This window comes from Candidatus Accumulibacter propinquus (assembly GCF_056856495.1).
Genome location: NZ_JBSEHC010000001.1, coordinates 440,919 through 458,577, shown reverse-complemented (window position 1 = coordinate 458,577; position 17,659 = coordinate 440,919). Strand labels below are relative to the sequence as shown.

Here is a 17,659-nt window from a genome sequence, read left to right as displayed (position 1 = left end):
AAGAGAAACCTTCCTTTCCGCTACCGTGGCGACTCCCATTCGCAAGACCTCCAATCGCAGAATCGGCTAAAAGTATCGCACACAACGGTATGAAGAATTGGGGATATCACCTTAACCTGGCACCCCGGCAATCTGGCCAACTCATCCACAGCCTGAATCTCGGTCGCGCCAGTGTAAGTGGTAGTCAACACACGCAAGCGGCTGCGCGGCTGGCCATCCGCCCCGACGGACGTCACCGATTGCAAAATGTCCAGCAACTTGCGCACCCCGGAATGGGTGATGAAGCTGACCAGGATATCCACTTCATCGCAGGCAGCAAGCTCGCGGCGTAACTCACTCAGTAGCGAGGGCGAACCCTTGCCCGCGGTAAACAGCCAAGGCATGGCCAAACCGGTATCGGGCAGTACGCGTGGCGGAGTACGCCGATGGATGGAATGTAGCAGCTGCAATGGCGCGTGGACGGTATCGATCTGATTGCCATGACCGCCAAGCCGATGGCGAACATCCGTCAGGATCGAATTGACCAGTTCCAATTGCCGGTGTGCCCTCTCTTCCCCGGTGCCTCCCAGGTCCTCGAGTATCCGCGAGAGTTGGCGGGCCAGTGCATCGGATAAGCGCCCGGCAACATCCTCAGCGGCAAGCGGATCGAGGGTGCGCTCACCCTCGCCGGTGGTCTTCAATAGCGCACCCCACAGGGCACTGGAGACCACCTCGTCATAGAGGCCGTCATGAGGGTTCATGATCTTGTCAGACCGTCGCCGCCGAGAACGTGAATCGAGCGCTTCATGTCAGGACGCTCTCGGCGCTATTCGTCACGTGCACGGGCGGCGCCCAGGCAAAATCGTAACGGGTGCCCGACGCGAACCGGCGACTCCAGGAGAAATCCGGACTTTACGCCGCCCACCTTGCCCTCCGCCCGGCCAAAGCTCAGCCGGCGATCACCGACAGTGCATCGTGGTAGAGGTAACCCAGGTCTTCTGCCACCTCGCGGCAGGTGACCTTGCCGAAAGCGACGTTCAGGCCATTGCGCAGGTGAACGTTGTCCTGCAGCGCCTGCCGCCAGCCCTTGTCGGCGATCTGCAGGGCAAAAGGCAGCGTCGCATTGTTGAGCGCGTAGGTCGAGGTGCGGGGCACGCCGCCGGGCATGTTGGCCACACAGTAGTGCACCACCTTGCCGACCATGTAAGTCGGTTCGGCGTGTGTGGTGGCCTTGGCCGTCTCGCAGCAGCCGCCCTGGTCGATGGCGACGTCAACGATCACCGACCCCGGCTTCATGGCGTCGACCATCTGCCGGGTCACCAGTTTGGGCGCCGCGGCGCCGGGAATCAGCACGCCACCGATGACCAGGTCGGCACGCAACACATGGTGTTCGACGTTGTCGCGGTTGGAAAACACGGTGATCACACGCGCCCCGAGCAGACGGTCCATGCGCCGCAGGACGTCGAGGTTGCGATCGATGACCACCACCTGCGCACCGCTGCCGACGGCGATCTGCGCCGCGTTCGAGCCGACGACGCCGCCACCGAGGATGACGATCCGCGCCGACGGCACGCCGGCGACTCCGCCCAGCAGGACGCCCATGCCGCCATGCGCCTTTTCGAGGCAGTAGGCGCCGGCCTGCACCGACAGCCGGCCAGCGACCTCCGACATCGGCGCCAGCAGCGGCAGGCCGCCACCGGGCTGCGTCACCGTTTCATAGGCGATGCACACCGCGCCACTGCTGACCAGGTCGGCACACTGTGCCGGATCGGGAGCGAGGTGGAGATAGGTATACAGAATCTGGCCCTCGCGCAGCATCGCTCGCTCGCCAGCCTGCGGCTCCTTGACCTTGATGATCATTTCGGCGGTGCCGAAAATCTCCCCGGCGGTATCGGCAATGACCGCGCCGGCCTTGCGGTACACCTCGTCGGTCGCGCCGATGCCTGTCCCGGCGCCGCTCTCAACCGTCACCTGGTGACCATGCTCGACCATCTCCCGAACCGATGACGGGGTCAGTCCAACACGATATTCGTGGTTCTTGATTTCCCTGGGTACGCCGATGTGCATCTGAGTCTCCTTGCCAGTAGTTGGGGGCTGCTCATCTTATTGCATTTCGTTCGCAATGGCGGCATTTTTGGGTCGCCACGCGCCAGTTCAACGGCATGGCAGGCGGCGAGCGGAAGGGCACGCGCGGCAGCTCTCCGCACACCCGGCAGCCAGCGCACCCGTGGCTGTTCCAAGCCCCGGCAACTGCGTATAGACTGCGAACCCTGTTCCCGTCCTGTGCGGACACGGCTTCGGCAGCAGGTCCGGTGACCTGCCCTTCCCCCTTCGCATCGAAGTGCAAGGGGCCCGGCGGCGGTCCCTGCATGACTGGAGGCCACTTTTTGGAGAGATCGGAACCCGTGCCAGACTCGTGTGCATGTTCAGAGGAGAGCGCAGCGCCATGACCCCCAACGCTCGCGGGCGTGCCGATCCGGGACCATCGCCGGCGGCGGGAAGCCGCACCCTGCCGGCGGCCGCCGCCGGCATCGCTGCCGAGATGGCCGGCTTCCAGCGCGAAATGTTGCGCTTCGCGGTGCTGCAGTTGCGCGATCAGGCCAGCGCCGAAGACGCCGTGCAGGAGGCGATGCTCGCCGCCCTGCAGGGAGCCGACCGCTTTGCCGAGCGGGCCAAGCTCAAGACCTGGGTGTTTTCGATTCTCAGGAACAAGATCGTCGACATCATCCGGCGGCGAGTGCGCGAGCCCAGCTATCAGGCACCCGAAACGGAGATCGATGACGCCGATTTCGACCCGCTGTTCAGCGCCAACGGACACTGGCACAGTGACAGCCGACCGGCGGATTGGGGCGACCCGGAAAAGAGTTTCGAGAACCAGCGTTTCTGGGCAATCTTCGATGGCTGTCTGAACCGCCTGCCGGCAGCGACGGCACGCGTGTTCATGATGCGCGAGATGCTCGGCCTGGAAACCGACGAAATCTGCACCGAACTGGCGATGAGCAGCAACAACTGCTGGGTCGTTCTGCACCGGGCGCGCATGGGACTGCGCATGTGCCTGGATCAGCAATGGTTCAACGCCGGAGAACAGCCCAGATGATGAACTGCAGGGAAGCCGTCAAACTGATGTCGGAGGAGATGGATCATGATCTCTCCGGCGGCCGGCGCTGGTCACTGCGCCTGCATCTGCTGATCTGCCTCGGCTGCCGGAACTACCGTCGGCAGCTGTCTTTCCTGCGCCAGGCCTGTCGACACGAGGTGGCGGTGGACGACACGCCGCCGCCGGCCCCGCCACCCAACTGAAACCGGCGCGCGCCGCTGCCCGCCAGGGTCAGACGCTACGCCGAGCCCGACTCAAACGCCGACCATGCCGCCATCGTCGCGTCTGACGACGATCGTCGCCGAGCGTGGTCGACCGCCGGTGACATTGGCAAACTGGCTCGCCGGCCAACCCGATCCAGCCAGCGGCCTGGTCGGGTCGGAGCGGCCGCCGGGCAGCTCGCCCGGATGCTGCACATTGATGAACAGGTTGCGACCGTCCGGCGTTGCCGTCGGCCCGGCGATCTCGCAGCCCCTGGGCCCGGTGAGAAAACGCCTGACTTCGCCGCTGACCACATCGGCGACCAGCAACTGGTTGTTGCCGAGGCGCGCGTAGTCGCCACGATGCATGGCACTGCCGGAAACGTCGGTGGCGATCCACAAGCGGCCGTCACGGTCGAACCACAGTCCATCCGGGCTGCCGAAGGCGTCGCCGCGGCTGTTGCCCCGCTTCTCCGGGTCGGCGTGCTGCGGGTCCCCACCGAGAACGAAGATGTCCCAGCCGAAGCTGCCGGCAGCCGCGTCACCCCCCTCCTCGCGCCAGCGGATGATGTGCCCGAAAACATTCCCGCGGCGCGGGTTGGCGGCGTCAACGTCGACCCGCTGACGGTTGTTGGTCAAGCTGCAATAAACCTCGCCGCTTCCGGGATGGACCGCCAGCCACTCCGGACGATCCATCTTCGTCGCCCCGACGAGATCGGCCGCCTGACGGGTGCGGATCAGGATATCGGCCTGGTCGGCAAAGCCATTGGCCTGGGTGAGGCCGTTCTGCCCGAGTTGCAGCGCAATCCAGTGACCCCGGCCGTCGGCGCCAAAACGGGCGACGTGCAGGGTCCCGATGGCGAGCAGGCTGCCGCCGGCCCTGCTCGCGTCGAATCGATCCCTGGAGACATACTTGTAGAGGTATTCGAAGGCCTCGTCGTCACCCATGTAGACCACCACCCGGCCATCGCCGGCCAGCGTGAGCATCGCCCCTTCGTGCTTGAAACGCCCTAGCGCCGTGTGCTTGACCGGGACGCTGGCGGGGTTCCACGGGTCGATCTCGACCACCCAGCCGAATCGATTGGCCTCGTTCGGCTCGCTGGCCACGTCGAAGCGGCGGTCATGCTCGTGCCAGCGCATTCCGCCGCCCCGCTCACGCAGGCCATAACGCTGCTGCGCCGCGGTCGGCTGGTCGAGCCCTTTGAAACAGGCGTTGAAATGCTCCTCGCAGCTCAGGTAGGTGCCCCAGGGGGTTACACCCATCGCGCAATTGGCGAGCGTACCGAAAACGACATTGCCGCGGCGGTCATCACGGGTGCGCATGGCGGCTGCGCCGGCCGCCGGACCGTCGATGCGCATCGGCGTGCGCGCGGTAATCCGCCGCGCGTATGCCGAAGGCCGCAGCACCCGCCAGGCGAGGTCCCTGCCGCTCCCTGCAAGTTCGACTTCGATCACCGAAACACCGTGCGCATGCTGCGACTTGAGCGTCTTGGCATGACTCCAGTCGGCCATCCCATCCGGGTGCAGCAGGCCCTCGTCGGTGTATTCGTGGTTGACGCACAACAGGCCGTGCGTGGACGACGGCTGGCCGTGCCTGACGAAGGGAAAGAAATGCATGCCATCGTGATGCATTCCGGCCTGCTCGGCCTGTTCCGCGGCGCTGTTGCCGGCATCGCCCCGGAAGCCCGGAGCGTCCGAAACCGGGTCACCCCAGGCGTAGAGCATCTGCACGCGGTAGCCCTCGGGGACGCGCACACGGTCTTCACTCGACGCCGCCAGAGGCTGGAAGCGCATGCCGGGCTGAGCACTCGCCGCAACCCGCTGCGGCAGCCCCAGGAACGGCAGGGCCGCGCTGCCGAGTCCCAGTTGCAGGAGGCGGCGACGCCTCGCCGACAGCGTCGAAGACGCGACCAGAAGTTGCTCGAAGTGCGGGTTCGTGCTGTCGTTGCTGATCGGATCGTCGGGCATGACCGGCGTTGTTTTCTCGTGGGCGGAAGGGTGGATTATCGCGCAGGGAAGCGTTGTGATGGCGACGCCGCGGCCCGGTTGGGGAAGTCCGTGCCGAGTGTGCTGCGGCCACCGACGACTCCAGCGCTCCTGGTCGGACGGGATGCTGCCGGGAGTGCCGGAAATCCCGCCACATTTCGCAACAGTGTTGCATTTGGATGGCGAACGAGGCAAGATCCGCGCTCTTCATCGACCCCACCGCCCACTGCGCTCGCCGATAACCCGATGCCTTCAGTCGTCCCGCCGCGCCATTCCGCGAGGAACCCACAGGCCAATCCGGTGCTCTGCGCCAGCGCTGCCGCGCGGCTGCTCTGGGCCGCGGGCGCGCTGCTGCTGCTGTGGACCACCGTGCTCTGGGCTCTCGATTGAACGCTCGATTGCCCATGCCCCGGCCAGCCGCTGTGCGCGCACCGGCAGTCGTGCGTTTTGACAACCTGACGCTGGGTTACAACCGCCACCCGGCGGTGCACCACCTGCGCGGCGAAGTGGCGGCCGGCAGCCTGTTGGCCGTGGTCGGCCCGAACGGTGCCGGCAAGTCGACGCTCCTCAAGGGTATCGCCGGCGAGTTGCGTCCGCTGCAGGGCCGCATCGAACTGCACGGCGTGCACCGCCGGCAGATCGCCTACCTGACCCAGCAGGCAACGCTCGACATCAGTTTCCCGATCATCGTCCATGACTTCGTGGCCATGGGCCTGTGGCGCGAGATGGGCGCTTTTGCCGGACTGAACCGCGCGCGCCGGCAGCGCATCGCGCAGGCCATCGACGATGTCGGCCTGAGTGGACTGGAGACGCGTCCGATCGGCTCGCTTTCGGGTGGCCAGTTGCAGCGTGCGCTCTTCGCGCGGGTCATGCTCCAGGATGCACCGCTGGTGCTGCTCGACGAACCCTACGGGGCGATCGACGCCGCCAGCGTCCGCGATCTGGCGGCGCTGGTCAGGCAATGGCACACGCAAGGCCGGACGGTGATCGCCGTCCTGCACGACCTCGAACACGTGCGCCAGGAATACCCCGAAACGCTGCTGCTGGCGCGCGAAGTCATCGCCCGTGGCGACACCGCCGGCGTACTCAGCGACACCAACCTGGAGCACGCCCGCGCGATCGCCGAAGGTCGCGGCGACGATCCCCACGCCGCGGTCTGCCGCTCCGATCGGGAGGGCGCATGAGCGAGATGCTGTCGTCACTGCCGCTGCTCTCACCGTTCATCGAGTTCGGCTTCATGCGTCGGGCTCTGGCCGGCTGTCTGGCGCTGTCACTCGGCGCGACGCCGGTCGGGGTCTTCCTGATGTTGCGCCGCATGAGCCTCGCCGGCGATGCCATGTCACATGCGATCCTGCCGGGCGCGGCGGTCGGTTATCTGATCGCCGGTCTGTCGCTGCCGGCAATGACTTTCGGCGGTCTGGTCGCCGGCCTGGCGGTGGCAGTTCTGGCGGGCGGCGTGGCGCGCAATACGGTGATCAAGGAGGACGCCAGCCTGGCCACCTTCTATCTGCTCTCACTCTCGGCCGGCGTGCTGATCATCTCGTTGCGCGGCAGCAGCGTCGATTTGCTGCATGTGCTGTTCGGCAGCGTGCTCGCGCTCGACGACGCGGCGCTGTTGCTGCTCGCCGGCTTCGCCTCGCTGTCGGTCGTCGCCCTCGCCCTCGGCCTGCGCCTGTTCGCGCTCGAAGCCTGCGACCCGCTGTTCCTGGCAAGAATCAGCCGCCTCGCACCGGTGGCGCACTATGGCTTCATGGTGCTGCTGGTGCTCAACCTGGTCGCCGGCTTCCATGCGCTCGGCACGCTGATGGCGGTGGGAATCATGATCCTGCCGGCGGCGGCCGCGCGCCTGTGGGTGTGCAACCTCGGTCCGCTGCTGCTGATCGCCGTGGTCATCGCCTTCAGCGGCTCACTGATCGGCCTGCTGCTGTCGTACTACGCCAATCTGCCGGCCGGCCCGGCGATCGTGCTGACGCTTGGTGGCGCGTACCTGCTGTCGCTGGCGATCGGACCGCTCGGACCGCTGGCCAGCCGTTGGCGGTCGAACTGGCATTTCGAACGCTGAACCCTGGAGGAAGACCATGCGCAAGACGCTGCACGACACTTTCCGGAACACCCTGCGCCGGCTGGCGGCGAGCACGCTGCTGGCCATCGCCGCCGCCGGTATGGCCGGCCAGGCTGCGGCTGCCGAAGCGCTGGCGGTGGTCGCCAGCTTCAGCATTCTCGGCGACCTCACGCAGCAGATCGGCGGCGAGCGTGTGCAGGTCTACACGCTGGTCGGCCCCGGTGCCGACGCGCACGTTTACCAGCCGACCCCGAGCGACGCCAAGACACTTTCACGCGCTCGACTGGTGGTGGTCAACGGACTCGGTTTTGAAGGCTGGATCGACCGCCTGGTGAAGTCTTCCGGCTATCGCGGCAAGCTGGTCGTCGCCAGCCAGGGAGTCAATACGCTGCGGCAGGCACGCCCGCAGCCCGGCAAGCACGCGTCGCACGATCACACCGGCGACCTCGACCCGCACGCCTGGCAGGATCTGGCCAATGCACGTCGCTACGTCGACAACATCACCGCCGCACTCGGCGACGCCGACCCCGACAACCGGTCGTTATACCAGGCCAACGCAGCCCGTCTGAACAAGGAAATTGGCGCCCTGGACAGCCAACTGCGCGCCACCTTCGGCGCCTTGCCGGCTGAGAAGCGCAAGGTCGTCACTTCGCATGACGCCTTCGCCTATTTCGGCCGCGCCTACGGCATCCGCTTCATCGCGCCAGTCGGCATCAGCACCGACGCCGAACCTTCGGCCGGCGACATCGGCGCCCTGATCCGGCAAATCCGACAGGAAAGGATCAAGGCGATGTTCATCGAGAATATCGCCGACCCGCGCCTGCTCGAGCGCATCAGCCGTGAATCGGGCGCGCGCATCGGCGGCACGCTGTACTCCGACTCCCTGTCGAAGCGCGGCAGTCCGGCAGACAGTTACCTGGGCATGATGCGCCAGAACGCGCACACCCTCGCCACGGCGCTTGCCGAATAAGGCGATAACAGCTTGAGGGTGGCGTCAAGGCGGGCCAGATCACCCGCCAGACGCCCATTTCCTTCTGAAGATGCTCGATCAGCAGCCCAGCCAGTTCGGCGCGCTTGCTGATCAGTGCCGTCACCACGCGGATCTCCGCCATGGAAAATGCTCCCGCTCGTTGAAAACTGGAGAATTTTCTCCGGGCCGATGGGCAGCCGCTGGGGGTGGCTGCTCCGAAATGCCGCGATTGCTTCCCGGACTGACGCCGCAGCAGGAATCTAAAAAATCCCGTATCAAGATCATTTTACGTCGCATTGATTTATCAATACGGAGCGGATATGCTGCCCTTCGACTGCCACGAGACCATCCAGCATGACCACTCAGCAATTGTCGGAACTGACCCAATCGCAGCGTGACCGCCTAGCGTTCATCGAGTTGCGGCTGCGCTTCGTCGGGGAGTTTCGACGCCAAGACCTTGTTTCCCGCTTCGGCATCCAGACGGCAGCCGCGACGCGAGACCTCGGTGCGTACAAGAATTTGGCCCCGCGCAACCTCGACTACGACGCCAAGAGCAAGGCGTATCGCTGCGGCGAGTGGTTCCGCCCGGTATTCGCCTTCTCGGCGGATCGCGTGCTGACCTGGTTGTCGCAAGGATTTGGCGACGCCGAGCCGCTACGGTTACGCTCGCCGTTCCCCTGTGAGGGCATGGTCGTATCGAGCAAGATCGACCTCGATACCCTGTCGGTAGTCACGCGAGCCATCTACAGCAAGTCACCGGTCGAGATTTCCTACCGTGCGCTGACCAGCGGCCTCACCACACGCGAGATAGTGCCGTTCGCCTTGGCCGACAACGGCCAGCGCTGGCACGTTCGGGCATTTGACCGACGCAGCGGCGAGTTCCGCGATTTCGTTCTGGCACGTATCGCCGACGCCAAGGTACTGACCGGAGAGGTTGGCGAGCATGAAATCCCGGCCCGCGACAACCAGTGGAACCGTATCGTCGACCTCGAACTGGTTCCACATCCCGCCAACGTGCAGCACCCCGACACCATCGAGGCCGAGTACGGCATGGAGGATGGGCAACTCAAGGTGCTGATTCGCGCAGCGCTCGCCGGCTACCTGCTGCGTCGCTGGAACGTCGACTGCACCGAGAACCATAGCCTGCGCGGCTCCGAGTTCCACCTTTGGCTGCGCAACCGGCAAGCCCTCTATGGCGTGACCAATCTGGTGCTGGCGCCGGGCTACGAACAATCGGAGAAAGCCTGAGCGCATCGCGCGGGGACACCAATTACATGCTCAAGCTTGAAGACATCAAGAAGAACGCGGCCATCTCCGGCATCGAGCCAGGTCAGGTCGTTCGCGTCGTCACGACAGAGCCGGTCGGTGACAACGCGCTGACCCTCTACTACAAGACCTCGGACGGCAAGCTGCACGAGCGCATGCTGTTCCGCACCGACGAGGCCAAGCTGTCACTCGCCGAGGCCGGTCGCCCGTGGGCCTTCGATGCCCCCGGCGAAGAATTCAAGTTGGCGGCAGAAGCCTACCGGATCAATCTCGCGCACCTGTTCGACCCGATGATGGCCGTGCATACGTCCAACGTCGAACCCTTGCCGCACCAGATCACCGCTGTTTACGAATCCATGCTGCCGCACCAGCCCCTGCGCTACGTGCTGGCGGACGACCCCGGCGCCGGCAAAACCATCATGGCCGGCCTCTTCATTCGCGAACTGCTGATGCGGGCCGACGCCAAACGCGTTCTCATCGTCGCGCCGGGCAGTCTCGTCGAGCAGTGGCAGGATGAAATGTTCGAGAAGTTCGGCCTGTCGTTTTCGCTGTTCTCACGCGAACAGGTCGAACAGTCGCGCAGCGGCAACCCCTTCGACGACATCGACCTGCTGGTTGCCCGCGTCGATCAATTGTCCCGCGCCGAAGACCTGCAAGAAAAGCTGCGCCTCTCGCATTGGGACCTGATCGTCGTCGATGAAGCGCACAAGCTCTCGGCCAGCTACTTCGGCAACAAGGTCAACAAAACCAAGCGTTTCCAGTTGGGCGAACTGCTCGGCTCGATCACCCGTCACTTCCTGCTGATGACCGCGACGCCCCACAACGGCAAGGAAGAGGACTTCCAGTTGTTTATGTCGCTGCTGGATTCGAACCGCTTCTACGGCAAGTTCCGTGACGGCGCGCACAAGGTTGACGTGACCGACCTCATGCGCCGCATGGTCAAGGAAGATCTGCTGAAGTTCGACGGTTCGCCACTGTTCCCCGAGCGTCGGGCGCGAACGGCCAACTACAAGCTGTCGGACCCCGAAGCGGCCCTGTACAGCGCCGTTACCGACTACGTCAAAGAGGAAATGAATCGGGCCGACAAGCTCGACTGCCAACGCAAGGGCACGGTCGGCTTCGCGCTGACGGCCTTGCAACGTCGATTGGCGTCGAGTCCCGAGGCGATCTACCAGTCACTCAAGCGCCGCAGCAACAAGCTCAAGCGCAGGGTCGAAGAAGAAAAGCTGCGCCAGCGCGGGCAGTCCCTCGCCGAAACCGTGGGACCGAACGGCTTCGGCAATGTGTCCGACGATATTTGGGACTCCGCCGATTCGCTGTCGCCAGATGACTACGAAAACTTCGAGGAAGCCGTCGTCGATCAGGCCACGGCGGCGCAAACCATTCAGGAACTCGAAGCCGAGATCATCATCCTCGAAGGCTTGGAGGAACAGGCCCGGCAAGTCGTGCATTCCGGCCAGGATCGCAAGTGGGACGAACTCTCCAAGCTGCTACAGAACACGCCGGAAATGCGCGATGCCGATGGCCGGCAGCGCAAACTCATCATCTTCACCGAGCACCGGGACACGCTCAACTACCTCGCCGTCAAGATTCGCGGCCTGATCGGCAGCGAGGAATCTGTCGTAATGATCCACGGCGGCGTCAAACGTGAAGAGCGCCGCAAGGTTCAGGAGCTATTCCGCAACGACCCGCCCACGCGGGTACTGCTGGCGACCGATGCCGCCGGCGAAGGCGTGAACCTTCAGAACGCCAACCTGATGGTCAACTATGACCTGCCGTGGAACCCGAACCGCCTTGAACAGCGCTTTGGCCGTATTCACCGGATCGGCCAGACAGAGGTTTGTCATCTGTGGAACATGGTCGCCGCTGAAACCCGCGAGGGCGACGTATTCCAGCGCCTGTTCGAGAAGCTGGAAGTCGAGCGCGAAGCCTTGGGCGGTCGCGTGTTCGACATCCTTGGCGAAGTCTTCGAGGACAAGAGCCTGAAGGACTTGCTCATCGAAGCGATCCGCTACGGCGAAGACCCCGAGATTCGCGCCCGCCTGCATCGCAAGGTCGAAGGCGCACTCGACACCCAGCACCTCGAAGCCATCATCAAGCGCAACGCCCTCTGCGAAGAGGTCATGGACGAAAAGCGCCTGTTCGCGGTCAAGGAGGAAATGGAGAAAGCGGAGGCGCGCAAGCTGCAACCGTACTTCATTCGTTCCTTCTTCAATCAAGCCTTCCAGAAACTCGGCGGCGACCTCAAGCTGCGCGAGCAAGGCCGCTACGAAATCACGCACGTACCGGCCAACATCCGCGAACGCGACCGCCAAATCACCGGGCGTGACCGTCGCAACGCCGACCCGGTGCTGCGCCGCTACGAGCGCGTTTGCTTCGAGAAGCAATACGTTCGCCTGACCGACCGAATCGGCGCACCGATGGCGAGCCTCGTGCATCCCGGTCACCCGATCATGCAGTCCGTGACCGACCTTGTGCTGGAGCTTCATCGCAACAAGCTCAAGCAAGGCGCCATCCTCGTCGACGCCGGTGATATGGGCCTGACGCCCAAGGTCATGTTCATCATCGACCACTCGGTCAAGGAGGGGGGTGAAGCTGCACACGTGGTTTCCCGCCGCATGCAGTTCGTCGAAATCGACCCGCAGGGCGGCGCCATCAACGCCGGCTGGGCACCGCACCTCGACCTTGAACCCATCGGCAAAGCCGACATGTCGCTGATCGAGGACGTACTCGCTGCGCCGTGGATTACACAGAACCTCGAACAGCAGGCGTTGGCCCACGCCTCGACGCATCTGGTGCCCGAGCATTTCGACGAGGTGCGCACGCGCCGTGAGAAGAGCGTCGACAAGACCCTGGCCGCCGTTCATGAGCGGCTGGTGAAGGAAATCAACTTCTGGTCGGATCGCTACATCAAGCTGCAAGACGACATTGCCGCCGGCAAGGACGTTCGTCTGACGCTTGAGAACGTCCGCCGCACCATCGACGACTTGACCGCCCGGCGGGAGTCTCGCGAGAAAGAATTGCTCGCCATGCGCCACGTGGTTTCGGCAACGCCCGTTGTCGTCGGTGGTGCGCTGGTCATTCCCGCTGGCTTGTTGGCACAGCGCAAAGGCCAGCCCGGTTGGACCGCTGATGCCGATGCACGTGCACGCGTCGAGGCCGTCGCCATGAAAGCCGTCATGGATGCCGAGCGCGCCCTCGGCCATGAGGTCATCGACGTATCCGCCGAGAAATGTGGCTGGGACCTGACCAGCCTGCCGAAAGCCATCGACGGCAAGCTGCCGGCCTCGCGACATATCGAAGTGAAGGGGCGAGCCAAGGGGCAAAGCACGATCACCGTGACCCGCAACGAAATCCTTTACTGCCTCAACCAGCAGGACAAACTCGTCCTCGCCATTGTGATTGTCGATGGCAATAGCCATGAAGGCCCGTACTACGTCACCAAGCCCTTCACGCAAGAACCGGATTGGGCGGTGACCAGCATCAATCTGGACCTCGATCAGTTACTTGCGAAAGCGGAGCGTGTCGTATGAAGCAGCACGACATTTTTGATTCCTTGGCCCGCAATGCCTTCGATTTCTTGAAGCGCGCCATCGACGACTTTGACAAGGCTCCCAAGTACTCGGTTATCCACTTCTGTGCTGCGGTGGAGATGCTGCTCAAGGCCCGGCTGATGGTGGAGCACTGGTCGCTGATCGTTTCCAAGCCTGAGCAGGCCAATCTTGGAAAGTTCATGGCAGGCGACTTCGCATCAGTCACGATGGATGAGGCGCGAACTCGTATTCGGGACATTGCGGTTGAGGATATCGCTGACGATGCGTTCAACAGCTTCCGCACCTTGGCTAATCACCGTAACAAGATGATCCATTTCTTCCATGCTGATGTGGAAAACGATGGCGACGCAAGGGCAAAAATCGTCGCGGAGCATTGCCGCTCTTGGTTTCATCTGCATCGGCTGTTGAACCGCTGGGAAGGATATTTCCGGGATTTTCGCGATGACATAGCGCGGGCGGATCGGGCGATGAAGGCGCATCGAAAGTACCTGAGTGCTAAGTTCAAGGCGATTAAGCCCGACCTGGATGCAGCGCGTAAGGCGGGCAACAGACCGAAGGCATGCAGTGCTTGCGGTTTCAAGGCAGCCGTGCCGGATGCTGTCGATGACCAGATTGCATCTCTGCGCTGCTTGGTGTGCGACCACACCGAGATTCAAGTAGCGATTGCTTGCCCGCACTGCGACCAACCTATCGTCATCGCGAACGAGGGATATGCGACCTGCGAGCATTGTGGTGGGGCAATTGATCCCGACGATTTGGTGAACGCGCTGACCGATCACGATGCGGCACACATGGGCATCGCAGACGGTGACGACCGTTGGGAGCCTGCCAACTGTGCAAGCTGCGATGGGTATCACACAGTCGTGAAGCGTGGAGACATCTATTTCTGCGCCAATTGCTTTGACTGGACCGATCACGTCGAGCGCTGTGAGTGGTGCAACGAGCCGAATACCGGCGATATGGAACACACAACGGTGTCCGGCTGTGATTCAAGCCGAAGCAGGCAAGCTTGCCCATGAGACAGCGTCAGCCCCGCTATACGCAGATAATGGGATCGTTTAATAGGAAAAGGCCGGTGCGCAATCTACGCTCCCTATGGAACAGATCATGGGACGGAAAAATATTTTCAAAAATATCGCAAAAAACACTTGACACAGGTTTAGCAAAATGCCCTCAATTTATGCTGTATAAACAACAGCTTATTGGAGCCTCGCGTGGATACCGAACGATTAACTGCAGTCATGGACAGCCTCATGAATCAAACCGTCTTGGGAGAACTGTTGGCGCCGGTGGCTCGTGCCTTGGCGCAGATACGCGGTACCGACACGGTATCGCGGGTGTTGAGCATGGCGGATTTTATCGGCCTGGGAGTACTGCGCCACCTGCAAGGCATGCGCACGCTGCGCGAGCAGGTGCAGTCGCTGCTGCATTGGGAGCCGGGAACGGCGCTGCGCGCCCCGCTGGCACGTTCCACCTGGTCGGACGCGCTGTCCTCGCGCCACCGCCGCGCAGTCTTGCAGGCAGCGATGGCGCCGTTGCTCGGCGAGGCACGGGCGGTGCTGCCGGATCGTCTGGCGCAATTCCCTGCCCTGCAAGGGCGCCCGGTGTATGCGATGGATGGGACGTATCAGAGCGAAAGCGCACACTACGGGCGGTGTACGCCCCGGCAGGGCGGCGAGGACAATCCCAAGGGACACGCGCTGTTGAGCTTCTACGACGTGCGCCTGGGTTGTCCCACCGACGTGCACGTCGATACCCGCAGTCGCCACGAGACGGCGCTGTTGCGCGACTACGATCAATCCGCGCAACCCATGACCCGTCACAAGGGTGCGCTGTGGCTGGTCGACCGCGCGTTCATCGACGCGGCGTTTTGGGATAGCCGGAAAAAGCGCTTGGGCATGACCCTGATCACGCGCATGAAAAGCAGCCTGTGCATCGAGTCCACCGAGCCCTTGCCGGTGGCGGACGTGCCGACTAACGAAGGGGTGCTCAAGGATCTGCGCATCACCTTGCGCAGTTCCCGCCAAAACTGGCGCCTGATCACCTTCCGCAGCCCGCGTGGCCATCTCGTGGAGTTTCTGACCAACGAGTTCAAGCTCGAACCCGGCGTCATCGCCTTCCTCTACTCGCGCCGCTGGGAGGAGGAGAAGTGTTTTGACACCTGGAAGAACGACTTCAGCCTGGCCAAGGCCTGGGGCGCCAGCCTGGCGGCCATCGAGAATCAGGTCCGCCTGGCCATTGTCACCAGCCTCTTGGTGGCCCTGCTGTTGCACCGCAGAATGGGCCAGCACGGAATCGCGGACGAGAAAGCGTTGCGCAAGCAGGACCGGCGCCAGACCTCCGCGACCGACGGGACCGATCGCCCCGACTGGAGCACCCCGGTATTCCGCTACACCTCGAAGGTGAGCCGCCAAGTCCTGCGCTTCTTCAAGCACTGTTTTCACAAACCAGCCTCCCAGGCGCTCTATGAGGCCCAGTTGAGGCCATTGTTGTTGGCATACCTATGAAGCAACCGGACACCGTTGGGCGATACCTATCAATTCAAAGTCAGGGTGGGAACACCTCCGGCCAGTGCTGCGGGAGGCACGACCGCAGGGAAACGAGCGGCCTTCATCTGCCTGCTATCGAAGTCACCCATCGACTACAACCACATTCGCTCGGAAGGTAAGGCTGATCGAATGGGGCAGCGCCTCATGGCGATTGTGGCGGAAGGCGTGCGAGGTCGAGTGTATTTGTCGCCGAACCCAGAACAGATTGCGATTGCGAAAAGCGCGAGTCCGGAATGGTCACCAGAAATGGAGCTTCCGAACAACCCACGCGACTTCAAAACGCCGAACTACGGACTAACCAAGTTCGGCGACCTCTTCACACAGCGCCAACTGGTTGCACTGACAACCTTTTCCGATTTGGTTACCGAGGCCATCGAGCGCTGTCGCTTGGACGCGCTCGCAGCGTTGGAGCATGACGATAACTCGCGAAAAAATCAGGGCAACGCCGCTTTGCGAATTAACCACGACCTGCCACTCGATAAAGTCGGCGCTGGCGCGAAGGCGTATGCGCAGGCGGTTGGAGTTTACTTGGCGTTTGCCGTCAGCAAAATTAGCAATATCGGTTCCTCTGTAGCTTCATGGATGAACGATAGAGGTGCCTTTCGAGAAACTTTTGCTCGGCAGGCCATCCCGATGGTCTGGGATTTCGCCGAGGCCAACACTTTTGCCGATGCAGGTGGTAGCTTTGAAACAGCAATTGACAAAGGTGCAATGGCCGTTCGTGAATTTCCACGAGTTGGACAAGGCCGCGCTCAGCAAGCGGACGCGTCATCACAAAGCATAAGCACCAACAAGGTCGTATCGACCGATCCGCCCTATTACGACAACATTGGCTATGCCGACCTTTCCGACTTCTTTTACGTTTGGCTACGCAAGAGCCTGAAGCCAATTTTCCCTGGTCTCTATGCCACGTTGGCAGTGCCTAAATCTGAAGAGCTTGTAGCAACGCCTTACCGGCACGGTGGCAAGGACGAAGCGGAAGCGTTTTTTCTTGATGGTATGACTCGTGCCATGCACAACCTTGCAGAGCAAGCCCATCCAGCGTTTCCGGTCACGATTTATTACGCCTTCAAACAAGCCGAAACCAAGGGCGAGGCAGGCACCCACAGTACCGGATGGGAGACTTTCCTCGAAGCCGTATTGCGTGCCGGTTTTGCCCTGACTGGTACTTGGCCCATGAGGACAGAAGGGGCTGGGCGCATGATTGGACAAGGTAATAACGTTCTTGCCTCAAGCATTATCTTGGTCTGTCGCAAGCGTGCCGCAGATGCGGCCACCGTCAGCCGCCGCGAATTCCTGCGCGAACTCAATGCTCAACTGCCCGAGGCACTACTCGACATGACCCTCGGTGGCGTCAACTCACCCGTAGCCCCGGTCGACCTGTCACAAGCCATCATCGGCCCCGGCATGGCAATCTTCAGCCAGTACGCCGCCGTTCTGGAGGCCGACGGCAAGCCGATGAGCGTGCGCACCGCATTGCAACTTATCAACCGCTTCTTCGCCGAGGACGATTTCGACCACGACACGCAGTTCTGCCTGCACTGGTTCGAGACCCAAGGCTGGGCCGAGGGCAAGTACGGCGAAGCCGACGTGCTGGCCCGCGCCAAGGGAACCAGCGTTGGCGGTTTGCAGGATGCGGGCGTGATCGAGAGTGGTGCCGGCAAGTTGCGTCTGCTGCGCTGGGCTGAGTTGCCTGCCGACTGGAGCCCGGAAACCGATACCCGCACGCCGGTTTGGGAAGCCTTGCACCAACTGATTCGCGCCCTCAACCAACAGGGTGAATCGGCAGCCGGTGCCTTGCTGGCACGCATGCCGGCCCGAGCCGAACCGATGCGGGCACTGGCCTACCGTCTCTATACCCTGTGCGAACGCAAGGGCTGGGCGGAAGAAGCCCGCGCCTATAACGAGTTGGTGACGGCGTGGTCAAGCATCGAGCAAGCCGCCGGCGACGCCGGTTTTGTCGGCTCGCAGGCGCAGTTGGATATTTGAGGACGCC

The 17,659-nt window shown here is 62.9% G+C and carries 14 protein-coding genes; 11 read left to right on the top strand and 3 right to left on the bottom strand.

Going from position 1 to position 17,659, the window contains the following annotated elements; translation table 11 throughout:
* Positions 1-20 precede the first annotated feature (20 nt).
* Together AC15MQ_RS02035 and ald are read right to left on the bottom strand one after the other, a co-directional pair.
* Positions 21-740, bottom strand: a complete 720-nt coding sequence (locus AC15MQ_RS02035) for a phospholipase D-like domain-containing protein (protein WP_483079166.1) — start codon at positions 738-740, stop codon at positions 21-23.
* Between the two features lie 187 nt (positions 741-927).
* Entirely contained in the window at positions 928-2,046 is a 1,119-nt protein-coding gene (gene ald, locus AC15MQ_RS02030; RefSeq protein WP_287670791.1) for an alanine dehydrogenase, read from the bottom strand.
* 379 nt (positions 2,047-2,425) lie between these two features.
* Between ald and AC15MQ_RS02025 the strand changes: the two genes are divergently transcribed.
* On the top strand, positions 2,426-3,076 hold the full coding sequence (locus tag AC15MQ_RS02025) for a sigma-70 family RNA polymerase sigma factor (protein WP_350496836.1): 651 nt from the start codon (positions 2,426-2,428) through the stop codon (positions 3,074-3,076).
* On the top strand, positions 3,073-3,279 hold the full coding sequence (locus tag AC15MQ_RS02020; protein WP_287670787.1) for an anti-sigma factor family protein: 207 nt from the start codon (positions 3,073-3,075) through the stop codon (positions 3,277-3,279). The genes AC15MQ_RS02025 and AC15MQ_RS02020 overlap by 4 nt, the downstream gene beginning before the upstream one ends.
* Before the next feature lie 51 nt (positions 3,280-3,330).
* Here AC15MQ_RS02020 and AC15MQ_RS02015 read toward each other — a convergent pair whose 3' ends face one another.
* Positions 3,331-5,244: a PhoX family protein gene (locus tag AC15MQ_RS02015; RefSeq protein ID WP_483079165.1), complete on the bottom strand. Its 1,914-nt coding sequence runs from the start codon at positions 5,242-5,244 to the stop codon at positions 3,331-3,333.
* A gap of 264 nt (positions 5,245-5,508) precedes the next feature.
* Between AC15MQ_RS02015 and AC15MQ_RS02010 the strand changes: the two genes are divergently transcribed.
* From AC15MQ_RS02010 to AC15MQ_RS01970, 9 genes are all read left to right on the top strand, one after another.
* Positions 5,509-5,652, top strand: coding sequence for a hypothetical protein (locus tag AC15MQ_RS02010; protein WP_332336260.1), 144 nt, complete (start codon positions 5,509-5,511; stop codon positions 5,650-5,652).
* A 14-nt stretch (positions 5,653-5,666) separates the two neighbouring features.
* Positions 5,667-6,446 carry a metal ABC transporter ATP-binding protein gene (locus AC15MQ_RS02005; protein ID WP_287670781.1) on the top strand — a complete coding sequence of 260 codons (780 nt, stop codon included), beginning with the start codon at positions 5,667-5,669 and terminating at the stop codon, positions 6,444-6,446.
* Positions 6,443-7,324: a metal ABC transporter permease gene (locus AC15MQ_RS02000; protein WP_483079164.1), complete on the top strand. Its 882-nt coding sequence runs from the start codon at positions 6,443-6,445 to the stop codon at positions 7,322-7,324. Before AC15MQ_RS02005 ends, AC15MQ_RS02000 begins: the two co-directional genes overlap by 4 nt.
* Before the next feature lie 16 nt (positions 7,325-7,340).
* Positions 7,341-8,294: a metal ABC transporter substrate-binding protein gene (locus tag AC15MQ_RS01995; protein ID WP_483079163.1), complete on the top strand. Its 954-nt coding sequence runs from the start codon at positions 7,341-7,343 to the stop codon at positions 8,292-8,294.
* Positions 8,295-8,648: 354 nt separating this feature from the next.
* The gene (locus tag AC15MQ_RS01990; RefSeq protein ID WP_483079162.1) at positions 8,649-9,542 is read left to right on the top strand and encodes a WYL domain-containing protein; all 894 of its coding nucleotides are present in this window, start codon (positions 8,649-8,651) and stop codon (positions 9,540-9,542) included.
* Positions 9,543-9,568: 26 nt separating this feature from the next.
* Positions 9,569-13,093: a helicase-related protein gene (locus AC15MQ_RS01985; RefSeq protein ID WP_483079161.1), complete on the top strand. Its 3,525-nt coding sequence runs from the start codon at positions 9,569-9,571 to the stop codon at positions 13,091-13,093.
* Positions 13,090-14,133 (top strand): hypothetical protein, encoded by a 1,044-nt coding sequence (locus tag AC15MQ_RS01980; protein WP_483079160.1) that lies wholly within the window; start codon positions 13,090-13,092, stop codon positions 14,131-14,133. Before AC15MQ_RS01985 ends, AC15MQ_RS01980 begins: the two co-directional genes overlap by 4 nt.
* Before the next feature lie 234 nt (positions 14,134-14,367).
* Positions 14,368-15,621 carry an IS4 family transposase gene (locus AC15MQ_RS01975; RefSeq protein WP_326529172.1) on the top strand — a complete coding sequence of 418 codons (1,254 nt, stop codon included), beginning with the start codon at positions 14,368-14,370 and terminating at the stop codon, positions 15,619-15,621.
* A 288-nt stretch (positions 15,622-15,909) separates the two neighbouring features.
* A complete protein-coding gene (locus AC15MQ_RS01970; protein ID WP_483079229.1) occupies positions 15,910-17,652 on the top strand; it encodes a DUF1156 domain-containing protein in 1,743 nt (580 codons plus the stop codon).
* Positions 17,653-17,659: the final 7 nt, after the last annotated feature.